Here is a 19,325-nt window from a genome sequence, read left to right as displayed (position 1 = left end):
ACTTATTTATGATATTTTATGGCGTAAATTTGTATTCGAAGGTTGTAACTTTGTAATGTAATTTTAATAGACATTCAATTGCTGCCTATCAGCATAAGAAAGTCGATAAACTTTAAAAATGGAAATTAAACTCGATGCAATAGAAGACGCTATTGCGGATATAAAAGCAGGAAAAGTTATCATCGTTGTAGATGATGAAGACAGAGAAAATGAAGGTGATTTCTTAACTGCGGCGGAGAATGCTACGCCTGAAGTAATCAATTTTATGGCAACCTATGGTAGAGGTCTGATTTGTGCTCCTTTAACAGAACAGAGATGTGACGAGCTCGGCTTAGAACCTATGGTAGGTAAGAATACTGCTGTTTATGAAACCAACTTTACAGTGTCTGTCGATTTGCAAGGATATGGCTGTACAACTGGTATTTCTGCGTCAGACAGATCAAAAACCATTATGGCCTTAATTGACCCTAATATTGATCCATCTGAGTTAGGTAGACCGGGGCATATATTCCCATTAAGATCTAAAGATGGTGGCGTGTTGCGCCGCTCTGGCCATACAGAGGCTACTGTAGATCTAGCTCGCTTGGCGGGTTTTCAACCTGCAGGTGTACTTGTTGAAATCTTAAAAGAGGATGGAGAAATGGCAAGATTACCAGATTTGATTAAAATTGCTGAAAGACATCAGTTAAAAATCATTTCTATAAAAGATCTGATCGCATATAGATTAAGCAAAGAGTCTTTAATAAAGGAAGAGGTTACTATTAATCTACCTACACAATGGGGTGATTTTAATATGACTGCTTACACACAGATAGACAATAATGCAACACATTTAGCCATCAGTAAAGGTGAGTGGGCTGCGGATGAGCCTGTATTAGCACGCGTTCATAGCTCATGTGTTACTGGTGATATTTTTGGTTCATGCCGCTGTGATTGTGGTCCACAATTACATAAAGCAATGGAGATGATTAACAAGGAGGGAAAAGGTGTTGTTGTTTATATGAATCAGGAAGGTCGCGGAATTGGGCTGATTAATAAACTTCGTTCTTATAATCTGCAGGATGCCGGATTTGATACGGTTGAAGCCAATATCAAACTAGGATTTAAAGGTGATGAACGTGATTATGGTGTAGGGGCCCAAATCTTAAGAGCACAAGGCGTTACTAAAATGAGATTAATGTCTAATAACCCTACAAAAAGAGCTGGATTAATTGGATACGGACTAGAGATTGTAGAAAATATTGCTATAGAAATAGAGAGCAACGTTCACAATGAACAATATTTAAAAACAAAACGTGATAAGATGGGACATCAGATTATGAAAGGCTAATTGGTTACTTCTTTTTTAGTTTTTTTTGATCGTTAAGGACTGCGTCTTTTCCAACAGATATAGGAGCCGTTGAAGATTTTTTCTCATCTTCAACGGCCTTTTTTTTGCGCTCTTCATTTTTCTTCTTTTCGTCTCTTCGATTTTTCCCTGTAATTTTCTGAAGAAACTCTTTGAAACTATCAAACTGTTGGGTATAAATCAGACCAACTGAAGTAACATTTGTATTCTGGTTAATACCAGTATTGAAAATACTTTGTTGAGTTGGAGGCTTGTTGGCCAGTTTACCAACTAGAGTTCCATCTTTTTTAATTAATGCTAGTACCTCTACTTCACCACCTACAGAGTTTTGATCAAATCCAATTGGGGATAAATCGCTATTACTAACTCGTTTATCAACAATTCCCGCATTTAAAATAACCCTGTCTTCGAAAAAGCGGAAAGAAGCATTTGCTTCACTTAGCGATCGTATATTGATGTCAACGAAGTCGAGGTTTAAAGAAGATAATACATTATTAAACTGATTAAATAATAACTCTGTCGCCGTACTTGCTACCCCAGAAGTTAATTGCTTACCCAGGGCCTCTTTTCCTGAACCAGGTGCAAAACTTCTTCTGATAATTAAGCTTAGTGCTTGCAGGTTTCTATTGTTGTCGTCATTAAAGTAAGACTGCATTTCTTCGCGGATAGCTGGGTTTGATGGGAAGAATACATCTAGTTTGATGTCTGGTTGCAACAGTAATCCAGTTAATCCCATTTCAACTTCAGTAAGGACTCTTTCATTAGAGTTGTTCCCTTCTCTGTTCGCAGCAGAATATAAGTCCGTGAGGCTGGCTCTAAGGGAGTATATAGCTTTCAAATTGATTTGGGCAGCAGTTGGATTACCTGTCCATCTAATCGTTCCTCCTTGTCTGATATTAAATTTTTTATTTATTACTTCCTGTGCTGTAAAGTCAAAGCTTCCAGACTCAATAATGTAATCGCCAGACATTTCGAAATCACCAAGACTATTGATATTCAGTACCAGGTTTTTAGAATTTCCTCTGCCGCTCAGGTTACCTAACGATGTAAAGATATTGGCCGTACTGTTGGCATCAACATCTAAGGTTAAACTCATCGTTAAGCCATCAAAGCTCGTTTGTTTTTTTACAAAATTGGTGGTGTCTTTACTTACAAAGGTAATGAAGTCCTTGCTGGAAACAGTCTCAGAGCTGTTTAATGGTAGATTGAAAACTGTTCCTTTTTCTGTTTTAGCCTTAATGCCTATAAACATTTTATTTGTAGGCCCCCTAAATTCAAATGTTCCGGTAGCATAAGCCTGTCCGAAATACAATGGATTGTCTTTTTCAGAAGTATTAAGTGCCATAAACTTGTTGGCAGATATTTTTACATCAAGGGTGGGGTTGTTAATGTCGTTTAAATCAACAGTACCCATAGCTACAGCCTCGTTACCATCAATGTCATGCAGTGTGAGCTCACCAATATCAATGACACTGTTGTTAACTGTTACCTCATCAGATATTGTATATCTTGTCTTGAGGTAATTAATGGTCATGGCTGCACTGTCTAATGCTATAGTTCCTTTAATACCTAGCTTATCAAAAGAACCTTTAATTGTCAGGTCTGAAGAAACATTTCCTTTCAAATCTGAAACAAGTTCTTTAACAAAGGGGGCAAGGACAACCAGTTCTGTTTGGTCAAGATTTACTGCTACATCAATTTCCTTTTTCTCTAGATCAAGGCTACCAGTGGCTCTCAATGTTTCTCTTTCTCCGGATATAATATTTGTATAAATATTTGCTATGTTTTTCGATCTACTATACGATGATGTATCCGTTAAGGTGCCAATATAGGTGTCGTTAAAGATGAGTGAATCTATTTTAAGGTTATCATGAATCTCGGGGGATTTCAGGATATTAGACAGAGCGGTACTTCCATTCACATTTCCACTTATTTTAAGCCCTGTACTTTTTATAAAAGGATTTAGGGTGGTAAGATTAAAGTCTTTAAAGCCAACACGCATAATGTCTTCAGGTGTACTGGAAAGTGTTCCATCTAATGTTAGAAATTGTTTTCCATTACTAAGTTCGAAATTACTAATCTCCGTTTTTCCTTCATGGAAATTAATCCTAACCTGTTCCTCAATTTTCCATTCCTCATTGTATACCATTAAAATGGATGGAAGAATGCTTATCCTTGCGGTTGTATCATTCGAAAACTCTACCAGGCCGTTTAAATCCAGCTTACTTAAATCATCTTCATTTGATAATTTAACGTTTAAAGTTAGGCTGTCGTTACGTAAAATATTAGAAATAGCCACATCTTTGATATAGAGACTATCATTCAGGTCAACCCTGTCGGATGTTATAATAGCTTGTAATTGGTTGGTACTGGTATTTTCGTCGACAATGATGTTGTTTACAACTACGCCCTGGTATTTTAATTTTTTTATATACCCATTTAGTGTAGCTGTATTATTTGGAGAATCGAAATTACCTACAAAAATTGCCTGGTCCTCTAACTCAAGCCCTGGTACCAATAGTTCTGCTATTGGCTCAAATCGTTTAATATTAAGGTTAAATTGAAAAACCTGATCACTATACCTAACAATATCCGCCTTTAAAGATGGAATGTATTTCTTTGCAAGGGCTTTGTAATAAGAGGGGATAGTATTTAGATCATATTGTCCCTTTATACTGGCATCAAGAATGTCTGACTTAATTGTTAAGCTACGGTCTTTACCTAATCCGCTGGCTTGTAGCTCAACTGAGTCTATATGATAAATACCCTTTACGTTATCTAAGACTATTTCTTGTAGACGAAGATTACCTTGAATATTGTTTAAATTGGTTCCGGAAAAATTAGTACTAAATATTGCATCTATTTTCAGAGAGTCTTTATATAGTTTTAGTGCCTTTAATTTGGCGTCTTTTATAGTCGCCTTAAAGTTAAATACCGGTAGTTTAGGATTTAGGTTTACACCTCCGTCAAAAGCAAGTTGAACATTTTTATCATCAATTGTTAATCTGCCATCAAAATATTTCTTGTCAAAAGTGCCGTCGATTTTAACATTGTGGTATCTGTAGTTATTAAAGTCAATATAATTAATATCGCCATTCAATTTTTCAGATAAGTCATTGATTTCGGTACCTCTTCCTTTTATATTTAATGATGCTGTGATTCTACCCAGTGTTTTCTCATTAACCAGAGTACCCAAATCAAAGTCATATGTTTTGACACTGCCAGTATAAGAAGGAGTGCCGCTTTTATCAATCTTCATGTTTACATCTGAAACTAGTCTTCCCAGTTTTGTTTTGAACTCTCCGAAGGCGATAAAATCATTTTTAAATCCTGTAAATGACCCGTTGAAATTAACATTGCCAAATTTGTCAACGATTTTGGGTACTATGGCACCCTTTTTACCTGTAATGTCAGCTACAATCTCATCCAGATCGGCCTTATTAGTGCCGGCCATATCAATTTTCAGATCCATAAAGGTTTCCTTAATGTAGGGAAGACCTTTTAGGATGAAGTCGCCTTTTATATAAGTCGCTTTACCAGCTTTAATAGCCAGAGACTTAGCCCTTAAGTTATTTACAAGACCAGTTATTTTCCCATCCACATCAATATCGAGGTTCATATGGTCAAGTTCTGAAGTGAAATAGGCAACATCTCTGGATGAGATATGGCTATCAACAAAGTTTGCATTCATCCGTACCTTGTTAATGTAGTCGTTAAAGTCGCTGTAGCTTTTAAACTTCATTTGAAAATAGTCGGTCAACCTGGTTCTATTGGTAACCAGCAGCAGGTTCTTTAATTCAATATTATTGGTATCTATTGTAGTAAATGCAGAAAGGTTTTTGAGGTAAAAGCCACTTTTTTCTTTGAAGGTAAGATCTTTTATATTGGTTTGAAGGATGTGGTCTTTAGTATTAAACCCTTCAAAGATGCCATTTAAATCAGTTAAGGCAACATCATCAAAGTTTATACTTTTCATTACAGTATCAACTCTGTAGTTCTTGTACTTAAAGGCAATATTGTTCAGAATTACTTTATCAAAAGAAATCTGATAAGGTTTACTTTGCTTTTTCTTAACAGTTTTAGGACCTGAATCAAAATAATCTATGATAAAGTCTAGGTTTGTAGATTTGTCTTTATACGATTTTAAGAAAAAAGATCCATCATTGATTTGAACTGTATTAACCGCAATAACTCTCCTTTTTAGGGAGAATTCGTTAATGTTTACGAGGAATTTTGGTGTGCTTAATATGGTATCTTTTTGTTGGTCTAGAACAACCAGATCTTCAATTACGACATACTTGAATGGTTTTATATAGATGCCACTTAAAGATATGGTTGTATTTAGTTCATTAGAAAGATAGCTGGCCGCTTTTTTCGCTACATAAGTTTGCACCGGCCTAAACTGAAGGGCGAAAATGAGAATCGCAACGAGTAAAATTACTGATGCAACAAGCCAAAGAAGTATTTTTAATAGTTTTTTAATAGTTTTGTATCTTAATTATATATAACTGTGTCTGTAATACTTGCTATAGAGTCTTCTTGTGATGAAACTTCAGTTGCCATATGTAACAACGGCAAAATTACTGCCAATGTTATTGCAAACCAAACAATTCATGAAAATTATGGTGGTGTAATTCCTGAGTTAGCTTCAAGGGTACATCAACAAAATATTGTTCCGGTTATACATCAGGCATTAACTGATGCTAAAATAGATAAAAAGGACTTAAGTGCGATTGCATTTACAAGAGGTCCAGGGCTATTAGGTTCTTTATTGGTCGGCGTTTCTTTCGCTAAATCTTTTGCTTTAGCTCTTGATCTGCCATTGGTTTCAGTAAACCATATGCATGCTCATATTTTGGCACATTTTATTGATGATCCGAAGCCCGAATTCCCTTTTCTTTGCCTGACAGTATCTGGTGGTCATACTCAAATTGTTCTTGTTAAAGATTATTTTGATATGGAAATAGTTGGCGAAACATTGGATGATGCAGCAGGTGAAGCGTTTGATAAAACGGCTAAAATATTAAACTTGCCTTATCCTGGTGGACCACTAATTGACAAATATGCAAAGGAAGGTAATGCGAACGCTTTTAAATTTGCTGATCCACAAATCAAAGATTTAAATTATAGTTTTAGTGGTTTAAAAACCTCTATTCTATACTTTATCAGGGCGCAAGAGAAAAGTAATCCGAATTTTATTGATGAAAATTTAGCGGATATCTGTGCTTCAGTTCAACATAGTATTGTTCATATTTTGTTAAATAAACTGAAAGTGGCGGCCAGGCAATATGGAGTAAAACAGATTGCAATTGCAGGTGGTGTTTCGGCTAATAGTGGATTAAGAAGTACTTTACAAGAAATGGCAGAGGAATTAAATTGGAATGTCTATATTCCGGCATTTCAATATTGTACAGACAATGCAGGAATGATTGCTATAGCCGGCTATCATAAGTATTTAAAAGGAGACTTTGTTGGACAGGATGTTGCTCCACTTTCAAGAATGGAGTTTTAAAATAAGAATAGAATATTAAAAATTAAATAGAGAGATTATGAGTGCAGCGAGTTATATTTTTTTTGGATTGATGTTAATTCCATTGGTTGTTTTTATGGCCTGGATTATAACAAAAGATAAGGAAAGGAATTATATGGCCTTATTTATTTTAGTAGGAATGGCGATTATAGCACTTATCGCTATCATTAAATTTGATTCTAAGTTTATGGAGACTGGAGAGGGGTCGAAATTAAAATCAAAATCTCAAATGCCAAGTTATAGGTAGGGGACTAAGTTACTTATTTAGTATTTAGATAAAAAAATGCCGTTGCAATGTACAATCTGCAACGGCGTTTTTTATAAGTAACTACAATTATCTTACTTTTCTTCTAATTTTTCCCCTGTTACCTCAACGCGTATTTTTGCTTCGATTTCATCAGAAAGTTCTGGGTTGTCAAGAAGTAATTGTTTAACAGCATCTCTACCCTGACCAAGTTTAGTATCTCCATAAGAGAACCACGAACCAGCTTTTTTAATGATATTAAAATCAACACCCAGGTCAATAATTTCACCTGTTTTAGAAATACCTTCACCAAACATGATGTCAAACTCAGCAACACGGAAAGGAGGGGCAACTTTATTTTTTACAATTTTTACTTTAACACGGTTACCAGCAACTTCATCAGAATCTTTAATCTGTGATGTTCTACGGATATCCAAGCGCACAGATGCGTAGAATTTAAGTGCATTACCACCAGTTGTAGTTTCCGGGTTACCGAACATCACACCAATTTTTTCACGTAACTGGTTGATAAATATACAGCAACATCCTGTTTTAGAGATTGTACCTGTAAGTTTACGTAAGGCCTGTGACATTAAACGGGCATGTAATCCCATTTTAGAATCCCCCATTTCGCCTTCAATTTCAGCTTTAGGTACCAGTGCAGCTACAGAGTCAATAACAATTACATCAATAGCACCTGATCGGATTAGGTTGTCAGCAATTTCTAAAGCCTGCTCTCCGTTGTCCGGTTGTGAAATCAATAGGTTGTCTACATCAACACCCAGTTTTTTCGCATAACCTTTATCAAAAGCATGCTCTGCATCTACGATAGCAGCAATTCCGCCTTTTTTCTGCGCTTCTGCAATGATATGAGTCGCTAAAGTGGTTTTACCAGATGACTCTGGACCATAAATCTCAATAATACGACCTTTTGGTACACCACCAATGCCTAACGCAATATCTAAGCTGATTGATCCTGTTGAGATTGATTCGATAGGTTCTACAGCATTATCTCCAAGTTTCATTACGGTACCCTTACCATATGATTTTTCTAACTTATCTAAAGTAAGTTGTAGCGCTTTTAATTTGTCTGCGTTTGTGCTCATGTTTATTATAATTCTTTGAAGAAGATATAAATATCTATTTACTAATTATGTTAGCAAATATAGTGTAATTAAAATTTAAAAACCCAAATAAAGTTTAAATTATTTTGTAAGATCAATCGGTTCACTAATTATTTTAGTTATTTTATTGTTTTTCTGGAAATACTTACAGAAATGTGTGATTTCGCAAATGCTGCATTTTGGCGATCTGGCAACACATACATATCTCCCATGTAAGATCAGCCAATGGTGTGCAACATGAATAAAGTGTTCTGGTATATTTTTAACCAGATCCTTTTCTACGGCCAAAGGTGTCTTTCCTGAGGTTAGGCCAATGCGATTCGCTACTCTGAATACATGAGTATCTACAGCCATTGCAGGTGCATTGTATATAACAGAAGCAATAACATTTGCCGTTTTTCTTCCTACACCCGGCATTTTCTGTAGCTGGTTTACATCTGAGGGAACTTCGTTATTGAATTCATTTAACAGGATATTGGCCATTCCTACCAGGTGTTTAGCCTTGTTATTCGGATAGCTGACACTTCTGATGTAATCGAATACAACATCGGGGGTAGTCTCTGCCAGTGCTTTCGCATTTGGAAAACGTTGAAAAAGGGCCGGAGTAACCTGATTAATACGTTTGTCGGTACATTGAGCAGATAAAATAACTGCAACCAGCAACTGAAAAGGATTGTTATAATGAAGTTCTGTTTCAGCATTTGGCTGCCTCGCAGAAAAGTGGGACACAAAAAGTTGGTATCTTTCTTTTTTGAGCATGGACAAACTTAGAAAAATTATTTAGCAATAAAAAAGCTGCCGGTTTCGCGGCAGCTTAAGATCGGTTTAAATTATTTCGCTCTCGAATAGGCTAAGATTCTTGCGATACAATCATCAGAAGGATCTTTTTTTAGCGTATTCAACTGGGATTTGATGCTTTCATAAAACACCTTTTCCAATCCCCCAAGTTCTTCTGCATTTTCCTGCTCATGTTGGGGATAATTTAAATTGTTAGTTGAAGTAAAAGTTTCTATCATAAGCACTAGCGTAAATTAGTTTTTAATAAAAAACGTTATTATCGCTGATTTATTTTCGCCTTATTGCTAATGAATTGTAACATGTTCTTTACGTAGTCCCGCTTAAGAGACTTCTTTTACTTTCATCATCTTACGTAGGTTGTTCAAAGCATATCTCATACGCCCTAAAGCGGTATTTATACTCACATCAGTAAGATCTGCAATTTCTTTAAAACTCAGGTCTGCATAATGGCGCATAATCAACACTTCTTTCTGATCGTCAGGTAATAGATGAATCATTTTCCTTAAGTCGAAGTGAGTTTGCTCTCTTAACAACTTGTCTTCTGCACTTTCTTCATGAAATTGAAGTAGGTTAAACACATCAGTTCCATCTGCACTGGTTATCATAGGAGCTCTCTTTTCTTTTCTGAAGTGGTCAATAACCAGGTTATGTGCAATACGCATTACCCAAGGTAAAAACTTACCTTCTTCATTGTATCTGCCAGATCTAAGGGTGTTGACTACCTTAATGAAAGCATCCTGAAAGATGTCTTCTGCTAAATATTGATCTTTGACCAATAAATATATAGATGTATAAATTTTTGACTTATGTCTGTTTAACAGTTCTTCTAAAACGGTTTCTTCCCCGTTAAGATATAACTTAACTAAATCTTGATCACTCGATTGTTGTAATTTCATAGGAGTATCCTTACTAAATTCCCTTGCTACTTGCTTGCTAAAAAAAATACTTAGTAGATGTTTTCTTCTATATGAGTTCTCCTATTAGTTTGTTAGTTAGTGGTTTGCTTGATGTATTAATATTTCAAAAGAAGCATTTTTTTATTACAAAACCATATAAAAAGTGTTAAAAAAAAATAAAAGTGGATTGATAGCCTTATTTTTGCTCCTGCTGAAAAAACCAAAATTGCGTTTTTTGGGTTATATTAGCACTATTCTAGCAAGAAATTAATGAATAACGAAATCGATAAAGATCCACATAAAAATATAATCATAAAGGGTGCCAGAGTCCACAATCTTAAAAATATTGATGTAGCTATACCCAAGAATAAGTTAGTTGTCATTACTGGAATGTCAGGTTCTGGTAAGTCATCTCTGGCTTTTGATACACTTTATGCCGAAGGACAACGCCGTTATGTAGAGAGTTTATCATCATATGCTCGTCAGTTTATGGGTAGGATGAATAAGCCTGACGTAGATTATATAAAAGGAATTGCACCTGCTATTGCTATCGAGCAAAAGGTGATCACTTCAAATCCGCGTTCTACTGTTGGTACATCAACGGAGATTTATGATTATCTGAAATTACTTTTTTCAAGGATAGGAAAGACTTATTCGCCTGTTTCAGGAAATATTGTAAGGAAGGATACCGTAAGCACAGTTGTGGATTTTATTTCTGCTTTGGGGAATGAAAGTGTGGTAACTATATTTTGCCCGCTTTTCCCACATAACAACAGATCGTTAAAAGAAGAGCTTGCTGTATTGCTTCAAAAAGGATTTCTAAGGATATCATACGAGAATAAGATTCGCAAAATTGAAGATATACTTGAGGATAAAGATTTTAAGGATTTCGAACTTACTAATGAAAATACTGTTCAGATCCTGATTGACAGGATTGTTGTAAACGATGAAGAGGAAACACTAAGTCGTATTGCAGATTCCGTACAAACTGCTTTTTTTGAAGGAAAAGGAGACTGTTATGTCGAGCATGATGGCAAATCGAATCATTTCTGTGATCGTTTTGAACTGGACGGCATCCGTTTTGAAGAACCTACACCTAATTTCTTTAGTTTCAATAATCCTTATGGCGCATGTAAAAGATGTGAGGGATATGGAAATGTAATTGGAATTGATGAAGATCTCGTTATTCCTGATAAAAGTAAAAGTGTTTACGACAATGCAATAGCACCCTGGCGTGGAGAAAAAATGCGTGAATGGTTAAATAAATTAATTCATAACGCAGATAAATTTAAGTTTCCTATCCATCGACCTTTTAATGATCTTACGGAGAAAGAGCAACAGTTAATCTGGACAGGTAACAAGTATTTCGGTGGACTAGACGATTTCTTTAAAGAACTTGAGGAGCAAACTTATAAAATACAATACCGGGTAATGTTGTCTAGATATAGAGGCAAAACAAACTGTCCAGATTGTAAAGGTTCCCGTTTACGTAAAGATGCGTCTTATGTCAAAATAGGTGATAAATCTATTATAGATGTGGTGTTAATGCCATTGGCAACAATTCAGAATTTCTTTGAGAATTTAAAACTGTCAGAAACTGATAAAAAGATTTCAAAGCGCTTACTTGCCGAGATTCAGAATCGTGTATTGTATTTGAATAATGTAGGTCTGGGTTATTTAACCTTAAACAGACTTTCAAATACACTTTCAGGTGGGGAGTCGCAAAGAATAAATCTGGCTACCTCATTAGGAAGTAGTCTGGTTGGATCTATCTATGTCTTAGATGAGCCAAGTATCGGACTACATCCAAGAGATACGAATAAGCTTATAGAAGTATTGTTATCGCTCAGAAATGTTGGTAACACCGTTTTGGTTGTTGAACATGAGGAAGAGATGATGAAGGCTGCAGATCATATTATTGATATTGGTCCTGAAGCTGGAACACATGGTGGAAATCTGGTTTTTAGTGGTACATATAAGGAGATCATCAAAGATAAAAATAGTTTAACCGGACAATACCTGTCTGGAAAAGAGAAAATTGATATTCCGGCCAGACGTAGAAACTGGAAAGATCATATTCTAATCAAAGGCGCAAGAGAAAACAATCTTAAAAACATTGATGTAAAAATACCTTTGGGTGTATTTACAGTAGTGAGTGGTGTTTCGGGATCTGGAAAAACAAGTCTGATCAAGAAGATTTTCTATCCAGCTTTACAGAAAGCTATAGGTAATTATTCTGGAGAACAAACCGGAGCATATGATGGCATTTACGGCGATTATGAATTGGTGAGTCAGGTTGAAATGGTTGATCAGAATCCTATTGGGCGCTCATCCCGCTCTAATCCTGTGACCTATGTGAAAGCCTGGGATGATATTCGTTCATTGTTTTCCGCATTGCCAGCTTCAAAAGCGGCTGGCTTAAAACCTGCAGCATTCTCTTTTAACGTTGAAGGCGGTCGTTGCGACGTTTGTCAGGGCGAAGGTGAAGTGAAGATTGAAATGCAGTTTATGGCAGATATTTACTTGCCATGTGAAACTTGTGGAGGAAGGAGATTTAAACAGCAGGTGCTGGATGTTACTTATCAGGATAAAAATGTTGCAGATATATTAGATCTTACAATTGAAGAGGCCGTAACATTCTTTAGTAAGGAACCTAAAATATTGAATAAGTTACAACCGCTAGTAGATGTAGGATTGGGTTATGTGCATCTTGGACAGTCGTCTAATACGCTGTCTGGTGGTGAAGCACAACGGATCAAGCTTGCATCATTCCTGATTAAAGGAAATAATGCGAGTAAAACTATGTTCATCTTTGATGAGCCGACTACAGGGCTCCATTTTCACGACATCAAAAAGCTTTTGATTGCATTGAATACTTTAATAGAGCAAGGTAATTCAATCCTGGTTATTGAGCATAATATGGATATGATCAAATCTGCCGACTGGGTAATTGACATTGGTCCAGAGGGTGGAGACAAAGGAGGAAATGTTGTATTTGAGGGTACTCCAGAAGATCTCTTGGCTGTAAATGCGTCATATACAGCTAAATATTTAAAGGATCATATGTAGGTTGCATGAGTGTAATTTGCATTAAAAAATCTGTGAAATCATTGTATCTTCGCCCATGCTATTTTTAACCTTCTTTCTTGGTGTTGTCCTAAACATGTTGGGCTATATCCCTCCGGGAAATATAAACTTAACAGTAGTTCAGATTACAATTACGAGGGGTATTCGTCAGGCCTTGTATTTTATCGGTGCTTTTTCTGCAGTAGAGGTGCTTTTTACCTTTGGAGTGATGCGCTTTGTACAATGGCTTTCTAGCGAGATTAACCTCGAAAATGCCATTGATATTGTGATGATCTTCATGTTTGGTATATTAGGTTTCATTACCTGGAAATCAAGAAAGGAGATGCCGAAAGCTGATTACTCTAATAAGGATAGCATCAAATATGGGATGTTATTAGGTGTACTTAACCCTATGCAGGTTCCTTATTGGTTATTCGTTGGTACTTACCTGATTTCGCATGAATGGATTGATATTGGTTACTTGTCTCTATCTGTTTTTAGTATAGGGTCAGGTATCGGAGCTGGACTCGCTTTATATGGCTTTGCACGTTTTGCTGTATATATCAAAGAGAAGTTTGCACTGAGCAGTTATATTGTTAATAAGAGCATTGCTTTACTATTCTTCGCCTTATCAGCTTATCATATTGTTAAAATCATTTACATCCACTTTATTAAGTAGGGTTATTTTAAAAGCTCAGGTACTTTTTTGTTGTTCCCAACTATCCATACGATATCATCGTTTTCAAATACCATGTTTGAATCCGGGTTCAGTATACGTTGTCCGTTACGCTCAATACCAACCACCAGGCCTTGTGTAGTCTCTCTGATACCAGAGCTCCTTATGCTTTGCCGGTAAATAGGAGAACTCGCATTAATTACAATCTTTTGCAAAGTCATATCCTTTTTCGGGAAGCTGGTTTCTTCATTAGGTACGTCAGTATGCCCTTCAAAAAGTTCTTTGATTACAGCCAGCTGATCATCAGTCCCAATTACCATAACTTTATCATTAGGGTACAGGCGTTCATCTCTACCAGGTGTTGGAATCATTAGCCTGCCGCGTTCTATCAAGGCAATATTAACACCGTACTTTTCTCTGATAGACAAGTCTATTAGCGATTGTCCAACTAATGACGACTCAGGTGCAACTGTAAGTTCCGCAAGGTGAGTATCCCAGGGTAAAATTTCAGGTTGTGCATTTTGAGTTTCTCTGGCATTTAGGTTTAACAAAAAGCGGCTTTCTAAACGGTTGTAAAAGCTCTGAAGTTTCCTTGAGAAAATGATCATACCCGAAACAATTAGTACCAGAGCTATGATAATGGCTATCCAGGTATTGTAAAACTGGAAGATAAGGAATCCTACAAAGAAGATTGCCAGACCAATACGGAAAATTTCAATTGAAATCAGTGGTCCTCTGGTGTATTTTTTATTTAGCCATAGATGTGAATAGGCCTTTCTTTCAATCCGCCTGATGGCCAATGCCCATAAAAAGGGCGTCATGATAATCAATGTAACTATCAGACTAATGACAATGCCTTGATTGCCTTTAATGAGTGAAGTTGTAATAAAAGGCTGTAAGTACCTTGAGCCTAAAATGGCAATAGAAATAAGAATAACAGAGTGAATAATGATGTTAAACATATAAGATTTTAACAGCACTTTCCAGTCGCTCAATGTAGTAATACCTTCCGTACTTGAGGTATATCTGTTCAAGCCTTCAGTCCATTTCTTAGGGAGATTTCTTTCCAGAAAATAATAAAAGGGCTCCGAAGATTTAATTAAATATGGTGTTGTAAATGTCGTAATTGCTGATACTGCAACAGCAATAGGATAAAGGAAGTCGCTCGTTACTTTTAATGATACCCCTAAAGTAGCAATGATAAAAGAAAACTCTCCGATCTGAGCCAGACTTAAACCTGTTTGTACAGCTGTTTTAAGCGGCTGGCCTGAGACTAATGCACCAAGTCCGGAACTTAAAAATTTGCCAAATATGGTTGCGAAAGTGATAATCAGAATAGGGACCGCATAATCAACCAGAATACTTGGATCAATAAGCATTCCTACAGAAACAAAGAATATGGCTGCAAAAAGATCTTTAACAGACTTTATTAAATGCTCAATCCGTTCTGCCTGCGTAGTTTCAGCGAGAATAGATCCCATAATAAATGCACCCAATGCAGCCGAGAATCCTACTTTAACAGCCAGTAATACCATAATTAAACACAAAGCAAGAGATACGATGAGCATGGTTTCATCATTCATTAGCTTTTTAGTCGCTTTTAAAAATGTTGGGACCAGGAATATGCCACCTATAAACCATAGTACAAGAAAGAAGCAAAGTTTGATAATTGAGACCAGCATCTCCGCACCGGCAAATTGCTGGCTCAGTGCAAGAGTAGATAGCAATACTAATAATAAAATAGCTACCAGATCTTCTACAATGAGGACGCCGAAAACCAGGCCGGCAAACTTCTTATGTTTAACTCCAAGCTCTTCAAATGCCCGGATGATAATTGTTGTGGATGATACGGATAATATGCCGCCTAAAAAGATGCTATCCATGGTCGACCAACCCATTGCCTTTCCAGCAACAAAGCCAATCAGCAGCATAAATACCACATCTACAATAGCGGTAATTGAAGCAGAGCCACCAACCTTAACCAGTTTTTTGAAACTAAATTCAAGACCGAGACTAAATAATAGAAAGATTACACCTATCTCTGCCCAGATATGGATACTGGCATGGTCGGTTACTGTAGGGATAAAATCAACATGAGGGCCAACAAGCAATCCTGCTAAAATATAACCTAAAACCAAAGGCTGTTTAATTTTCTTAAACAAAAGTGTGGTAATACCTGCGGCAGCAAGTATTAATCCTAAATCAGTAATTAATACCGGTAAATGTATCATAGAAAAACGAAGCCTGGTTGTCGTAAATGTAAAGAAAAAAGCTAGTTTTTTTCTTAAAAAAATAGCTTAAACTCAATTTATGACAATGTTTTAAAGTAGGCTAGCGTATCTTCTTTGTCTTTTTGAAGTTGGATTTTTAGTGTTTCTAATCCGGTAAACTTAACGTCTTCTCTTAAAAACTGTAGAAAGGTCATTGTGATATACTGACCATAAATTTCCTGGTTGAAATCGAATATATTTACTTCGATATTTCTGGTCATACCATTAATTGTAGGTCTTTGTCCAATGTAAGCCATACCTTTAAATGATTGGCCAGACATATCTACCGTAACGGCATAAATACCATCGGAGGGGATAAGCTTATAGGTTTCTTCAATGAAAATATTAGCTGTAGGAAAACCAATTGTTCTGCCTATTTTATCACCCTTAATAACCCTTCCGTACATAGAGAAATGATAGCCCAGATAATTTGCAGCAAGCGCAACTTTGCCACTTAAAAGTGCATTGCGTACTTTTGTAGAGCTTACCGCCACATCATTAATATCCTGTTCGGGTATTACTTCAATTTTATAATCATAAACCTTAGCTTCTGTTTCCAGTTCAGGCATGCCTCCAGCTCTGTCTTTGCCGAAACGATGATCATAACCTACAATTAAATGTTTGATACCAATAGTATCTACCAAAATATTTTTAATGTATTCTGTAGGACTAAGATTAGAGAAATCTCTTGTAAATGGAGTAATGATTAAATGATCTACTCCCAAAGCGGCCAACATTTTGGCTTTTTCATCTATCGTATTGATCATTTTTAAATCCTGATTTTCCGGATCAATGATCAGTCTTGGATGAGGAAAAAATGTAAGAATTACACTTTCGCCACCAGTAGTCTTGGCCAGCTCACAAAGTCTTTTGATAATTTTCTGATGACCATAATGCACACCATCAAAGGTGCCAATAGTAACAACTGCATTTTTTAATCTCTTAAAATCAGAAAAGTGGTTATATATCTTCATAAAATTAATGTAAGGCCTTGTGTTTTACCACACCACCTTTTATGTCAGCAATTTGCTGTTGTATTACAAAAGCATCCGGATCAATCTGTCTGATCGCAGTTTGTAGTTTACCCATCTCCAATTTGGTTACTACAGTATATAAAATATCAATATCCTTTTGGGCACCATAACCACCCTCACCTTTATAAATGGTTACGCCACGTTTCATCTGGTTAATGATAAACTTTTTAATTTGTACATTCTTCTCCGATATCACTGTTACACCAGTATATTGTTCAATTCCATTTACAATATAATCAACCGTATTAGAGGCAGAAAGGTAAGTTAAGATTGCGTAAAGAGCCGTATCAATACTTAGCAATAAGGCGGCGAATGAAAATATAATAACATTAAGAATTAAGATAATGTTACCGACTGTTAAGGTACTGTTTTTACTGATGTATAATGCCAGAACTTCTGTTCCATCAATCACACAGCCTCCTCTCATAGCCAATCCAATTCCTCCACCCAGAAACAAACCTCCAAAGAATGCAATTAGCAGGCGGTCGTGTGTAATAGATTCAAAAGGTATAACAACCAATAAAAAAGCAAGAGCCATAATGGCAACGGAGGTTTTAATAGCAAAAACTTTACCTATTTGTCTGTATCCTAAAATTACAAATGGGATATTAATTAGAACAATAAGATAAGGGAGTTTAATTCCTGTAATATTGCTTACTAACAAAGAGATTCCCGTTACACCACCATCAATAAATCCACTTGGGAGCAGAAAACTTTTTAATCCAAAACAGGCTGAAACGACACCACAAATTATTAAGAATACATTTTTTGTGAAATTCAGTTTCGATGATTTTGGATGCCCTCGCATAATTATGCTTTTTGTGCCCTAAGGTAATCAACAAGATCCTTTACTTCAAAGGCATTTTCCAACAAAAAGTTACCACTTCTGGTTCTTGTAAGTACAGATAGGTATGCTCCGTTATTCAATTGTTTTCCGAAATCCGAAATCAGTGATCTGATATATGTCCCTTTACTGCAAACTATTCTGAAATCAATTTCTGGCAATGCAATACGGGTAATTTCGAATTCAGATACTGTAACAGAACGCAAACGCAATTCCGTCTCTTCACCTCGTCGTGCTTTAACATATAGTCGTTCCCCATTTACCTTTACTGCAGAGTGAGCAGGAGGGTATTGTTGAATTTCTCCGGTAAAAGGAGTCGTTGCAGCATAAATAGCTTCATTAGTTATCCCATCAATAGGAAATTCCTGGTCTACCACAGTTTCCATATCAAATGAAGGAGTTGTGGCACCAAGTATCATTGTGCCTGTATATTCTTTCTCTTCTGCCTGGAAGGAATCAATCTGCTTGGTCATTTTTCCAGTGCAGATGATCAATAGACCAGTAGCAAGTGGATCAAGTGTGCCAGCGTGGCCTACTTTTAGTTTTAATGGTTTTAAGGAATTTCTGATCTTTCCTACAACATCAAAACTTGTCCACTTATAAGGCTTATTAATGAGTAATAGTTCTCCCTCAGCAAAATTGAAATCAGGAAATACAATGCTGTTTTTTGATAATTCTTTTTGTTGGTCTGTCATTACAATACATTCATTTCAACCCCTGAATAATACAATGTAATTAAAACTACACCTATTATTATTCTATACCAGCCAAAAATTCGGAATCCGTGTCTAGATAAAAAGCCAATAAACGATTTAATGGCTATGATGGCAACAATAAAAGCGATAAGATTACCAAAAAGTAATAGCTTAACGTTTTCTGCATTTAGCAGATGTATGCCTTTTAATAATTTATATCCTGTTGCCGCACACATAGTAGGAACAGCAAGGAAAAAAGAGAACTCAGCAGCAGCATGTCTGGTTAGCTTTTGTTGCATGCCACCAATAATTGTTGCTGCGCTTCTGCTTAATCCTGGGAACACCACAGCTAAAACCTGGAACATCCCGATTTTAAAAGCTGAAATATTGCTAATATCTTTTTCCTGATCTATGGTTTGATTTTTAAAGAGTTTGTCGATAAACAACAGCACAATCCCCCCGAGTAACAATACTACAGCAATGAAAAGAGGATTACCTAAGGTATTGTCAATGAAATCATTTAAAAGGAATCCGAAGAATAAGGCTGGAATTACAGAAATGATGAGTTTTAAATAAAATTGCCATTTGCTGAAGTCAAAGAATTTTTTCCAGTATAATACTACTACAGCTAATATCGCACCTAATTGTATTGCTACTTCAAACAATTTCACGAAATCATCATGTCCAATGCCCATAAAAGAGCTTGCGATAACCATGTGACCGGTTGATGAAACAGGAAGAAACTCTGTTAAACCCTCAATTACAGCCAGGATAAAGGCTTGCAAATAATCCATTACTTA

Annotated in this window: 15 protein-coding genes; 5 read left to right on the top strand and 10 right to left on the bottom strand. The window is 36.2% G+C overall.

Annotated features, from left to right (window positions below; all coding sequences use genetic code 11):
• Positions 1 to 118: 118 nt before the first annotated feature.
• Positions 119 to 1,330: a bifunctional 3,4-dihydroxy-2-butanone-4-phosphate synthase/GTP cyclohydrolase II gene (locus ABDJ41_RS10190; protein WP_349785890.1), complete on the top strand. Its 1,212-nt coding sequence runs from the start codon at positions 119 to 121 to the stop codon at positions 1,328 to 1,330.
• Between the two features lie 4 nt (positions 1,331 to 1,334).
• On the opposite strand, the gene ABDJ41_RS10185 is transcribed toward ABDJ41_RS10190, so the two are convergent.
• The gene (locus ABDJ41_RS10185) at positions 1,335 to 5,741 is read right to left on the bottom strand and encodes a translocation/assembly module TamB domain-containing protein (protein WP_349785889.1); all 4,407 of its coding nucleotides are present in this window, start codon (positions 5,739 to 5,741) and stop codon (positions 1,335 to 1,337) included.
• A gap of 117 nt (positions 5,742 to 5,858) precedes the next feature.
• Between ABDJ41_RS10185 and tsaD the strand changes: the two genes are divergently transcribed.
• Together tsaD and ABDJ41_RS10175 are read left to right on the top strand one after the other, a co-directional pair.
• Complete coding sequence (gene tsaD, locus ABDJ41_RS10180) at positions 5,859 to 6,860, top strand: tRNA (adenosine(37)-N6)-threonylcarbamoyltransferase complex transferase subunit TsaD (protein ID WP_349785888.1); 1,002 nt, start codon at positions 5,859 to 5,861, stop codon at positions 6,858 to 6,860.
• A gap of 37 nt (positions 6,861 to 6,897) precedes the next feature.
• Complete coding sequence (locus ABDJ41_RS10175; protein WP_349785887.1) at positions 6,898 to 7,125, top strand: hypothetical protein; 228 nt, start codon at positions 6,898 to 6,900, stop codon at positions 7,123 to 7,125.
• Between the two features lie 92 nt (positions 7,126 to 7,217).
• On the opposite strand, the gene recA is transcribed toward ABDJ41_RS10175, so the two are convergent.
• The 4 genes from recA to ABDJ41_RS10155 all read right to left on the bottom strand — a co-directional run bounded on the left by recA (position 7,218) and on the right by ABDJ41_RS10155 (position 9,940).
• A complete protein-coding gene (recA, locus tag ABDJ41_RS10170) occupies positions 7,218 to 8,228 on the bottom strand; it encodes a recombinase RecA (protein ID WP_349785886.1) in 1,011 nt (336 codons plus the stop codon).
• 99 nt (positions 8,229 to 8,327) lie between these two features.
• Positions 8,328 to 9,005, bottom strand: coding sequence for an endonuclease III (gene nth, locus ABDJ41_RS10165; RefSeq protein ID WP_349785884.1), 678 nt, complete (start codon positions 9,003 to 9,005; stop codon positions 8,328 to 8,330).
• Between the two features lie 71 nt (positions 9,006 to 9,076).
• Positions 9,077 to 9,262, bottom strand: a complete 186-nt coding sequence (locus tag ABDJ41_RS10160) for a hypothetical protein (protein WP_349785881.1) — start codon at positions 9,260 to 9,262, stop codon at positions 9,077 to 9,079.
• Between the two features lie 102 nt (positions 9,263 to 9,364).
• Positions 9,365 to 9,940: an RNA polymerase sigma factor gene (locus ABDJ41_RS10155; protein ID WP_349785879.1), complete on the bottom strand. Its 576-nt coding sequence runs from the start codon at positions 9,938 to 9,940 to the stop codon at positions 9,365 to 9,367.
• Positions 9,941 to 10,210: 270 nt separating this feature from the next.
• Here ABDJ41_RS10155 and uvrA point away from each other — a divergent pair, with 270 nt between their 5' ends.
• Both uvrA and ABDJ41_RS10145 read left to right on the top strand, forming a co-directional pair.
• Complete coding sequence (uvrA, locus tag ABDJ41_RS10150) at positions 10,211 to 13,009, top strand: excinuclease ABC subunit UvrA (RefSeq protein ID WP_349785877.1); 2,799 nt, start codon at positions 10,211 to 10,213, stop codon at positions 13,007 to 13,009.
• A 55-nt stretch (positions 13,010 to 13,064) separates the two neighbouring features.
• Complete coding sequence (locus tag ABDJ41_RS10145) at positions 13,065 to 13,685, top strand: lysine transporter LysE (RefSeq protein WP_349785875.1); 621 nt, start codon at positions 13,065 to 13,067, stop codon at positions 13,683 to 13,685.
• A 2-nt stretch (positions 13,686 to 13,687) separates the two neighbouring features.
• Here ABDJ41_RS10145 and ABDJ41_RS10140 read toward each other — a convergent pair whose 3' ends face one another.
• The 5 genes from ABDJ41_RS10140 to ABDJ41_RS10120 form a co-directional block, all read right to left on the bottom strand.
• Positions 13,688 to 15,913, bottom strand: a complete 2,226-nt coding sequence (locus tag ABDJ41_RS10140; protein ID WP_349785873.1) for a cation:proton antiporter domain-containing protein — start codon at positions 15,911 to 15,913, stop codon at positions 13,688 to 13,690.
• 77 nt (positions 15,914 to 15,990) lie between these two features.
• Positions 15,991 to 16,926, bottom strand: coding sequence for a bifunctional riboflavin kinase/FAD synthetase (locus tag ABDJ41_RS10135; RefSeq protein ID WP_349785872.1), 936 nt, complete (start codon positions 16,924 to 16,926; stop codon positions 15,991 to 15,993).
• 4 nt (positions 16,927 to 16,930) lie between these two features.
• Positions 16,931 to 17,794, bottom strand: a complete 864-nt coding sequence (locus ABDJ41_RS10130) for a YitT family protein (protein WP_349785871.1) — start codon at positions 17,792 to 17,794, stop codon at positions 16,931 to 16,933.
• Positions 17,795 to 17,796: 2 nt separating this feature from the next.
• Positions 17,797 to 18,525 carry a tRNA pseudouridine(55) synthase TruB gene (truB, locus tag ABDJ41_RS10125; RefSeq protein ID WP_349785869.1) on the bottom strand — a complete coding sequence of 243 codons (729 nt, stop codon included), beginning with the start codon at positions 18,523 to 18,525 and terminating at the stop codon, positions 17,797 to 17,799.
• Entirely contained in the window at positions 18,525 to 19,319 is a 795-nt protein-coding gene (locus ABDJ41_RS10120; protein ID WP_349785868.1) for an undecaprenyl-diphosphate phosphatase, read from the bottom strand. Before ABDJ41_RS10120 ends, truB begins: the two co-directional genes overlap by 1 nt.
• Positions 19,320 to 19,325: the final 6 nt, after the last annotated feature.

Source organism: Pedobacter sp. ASV1-7, from assembly GCF_040203335.1.
GTDB lineage: Bacteria > Bacteroidota > Bacteroidia > Sphingobacteriales > Sphingobacteriaceae > Pedobacter.
The sequence above is the reverse complement of the archived record's forward strand: the minus strand, read 5'-3'. Positions and strand labels throughout refer to the sequence as shown.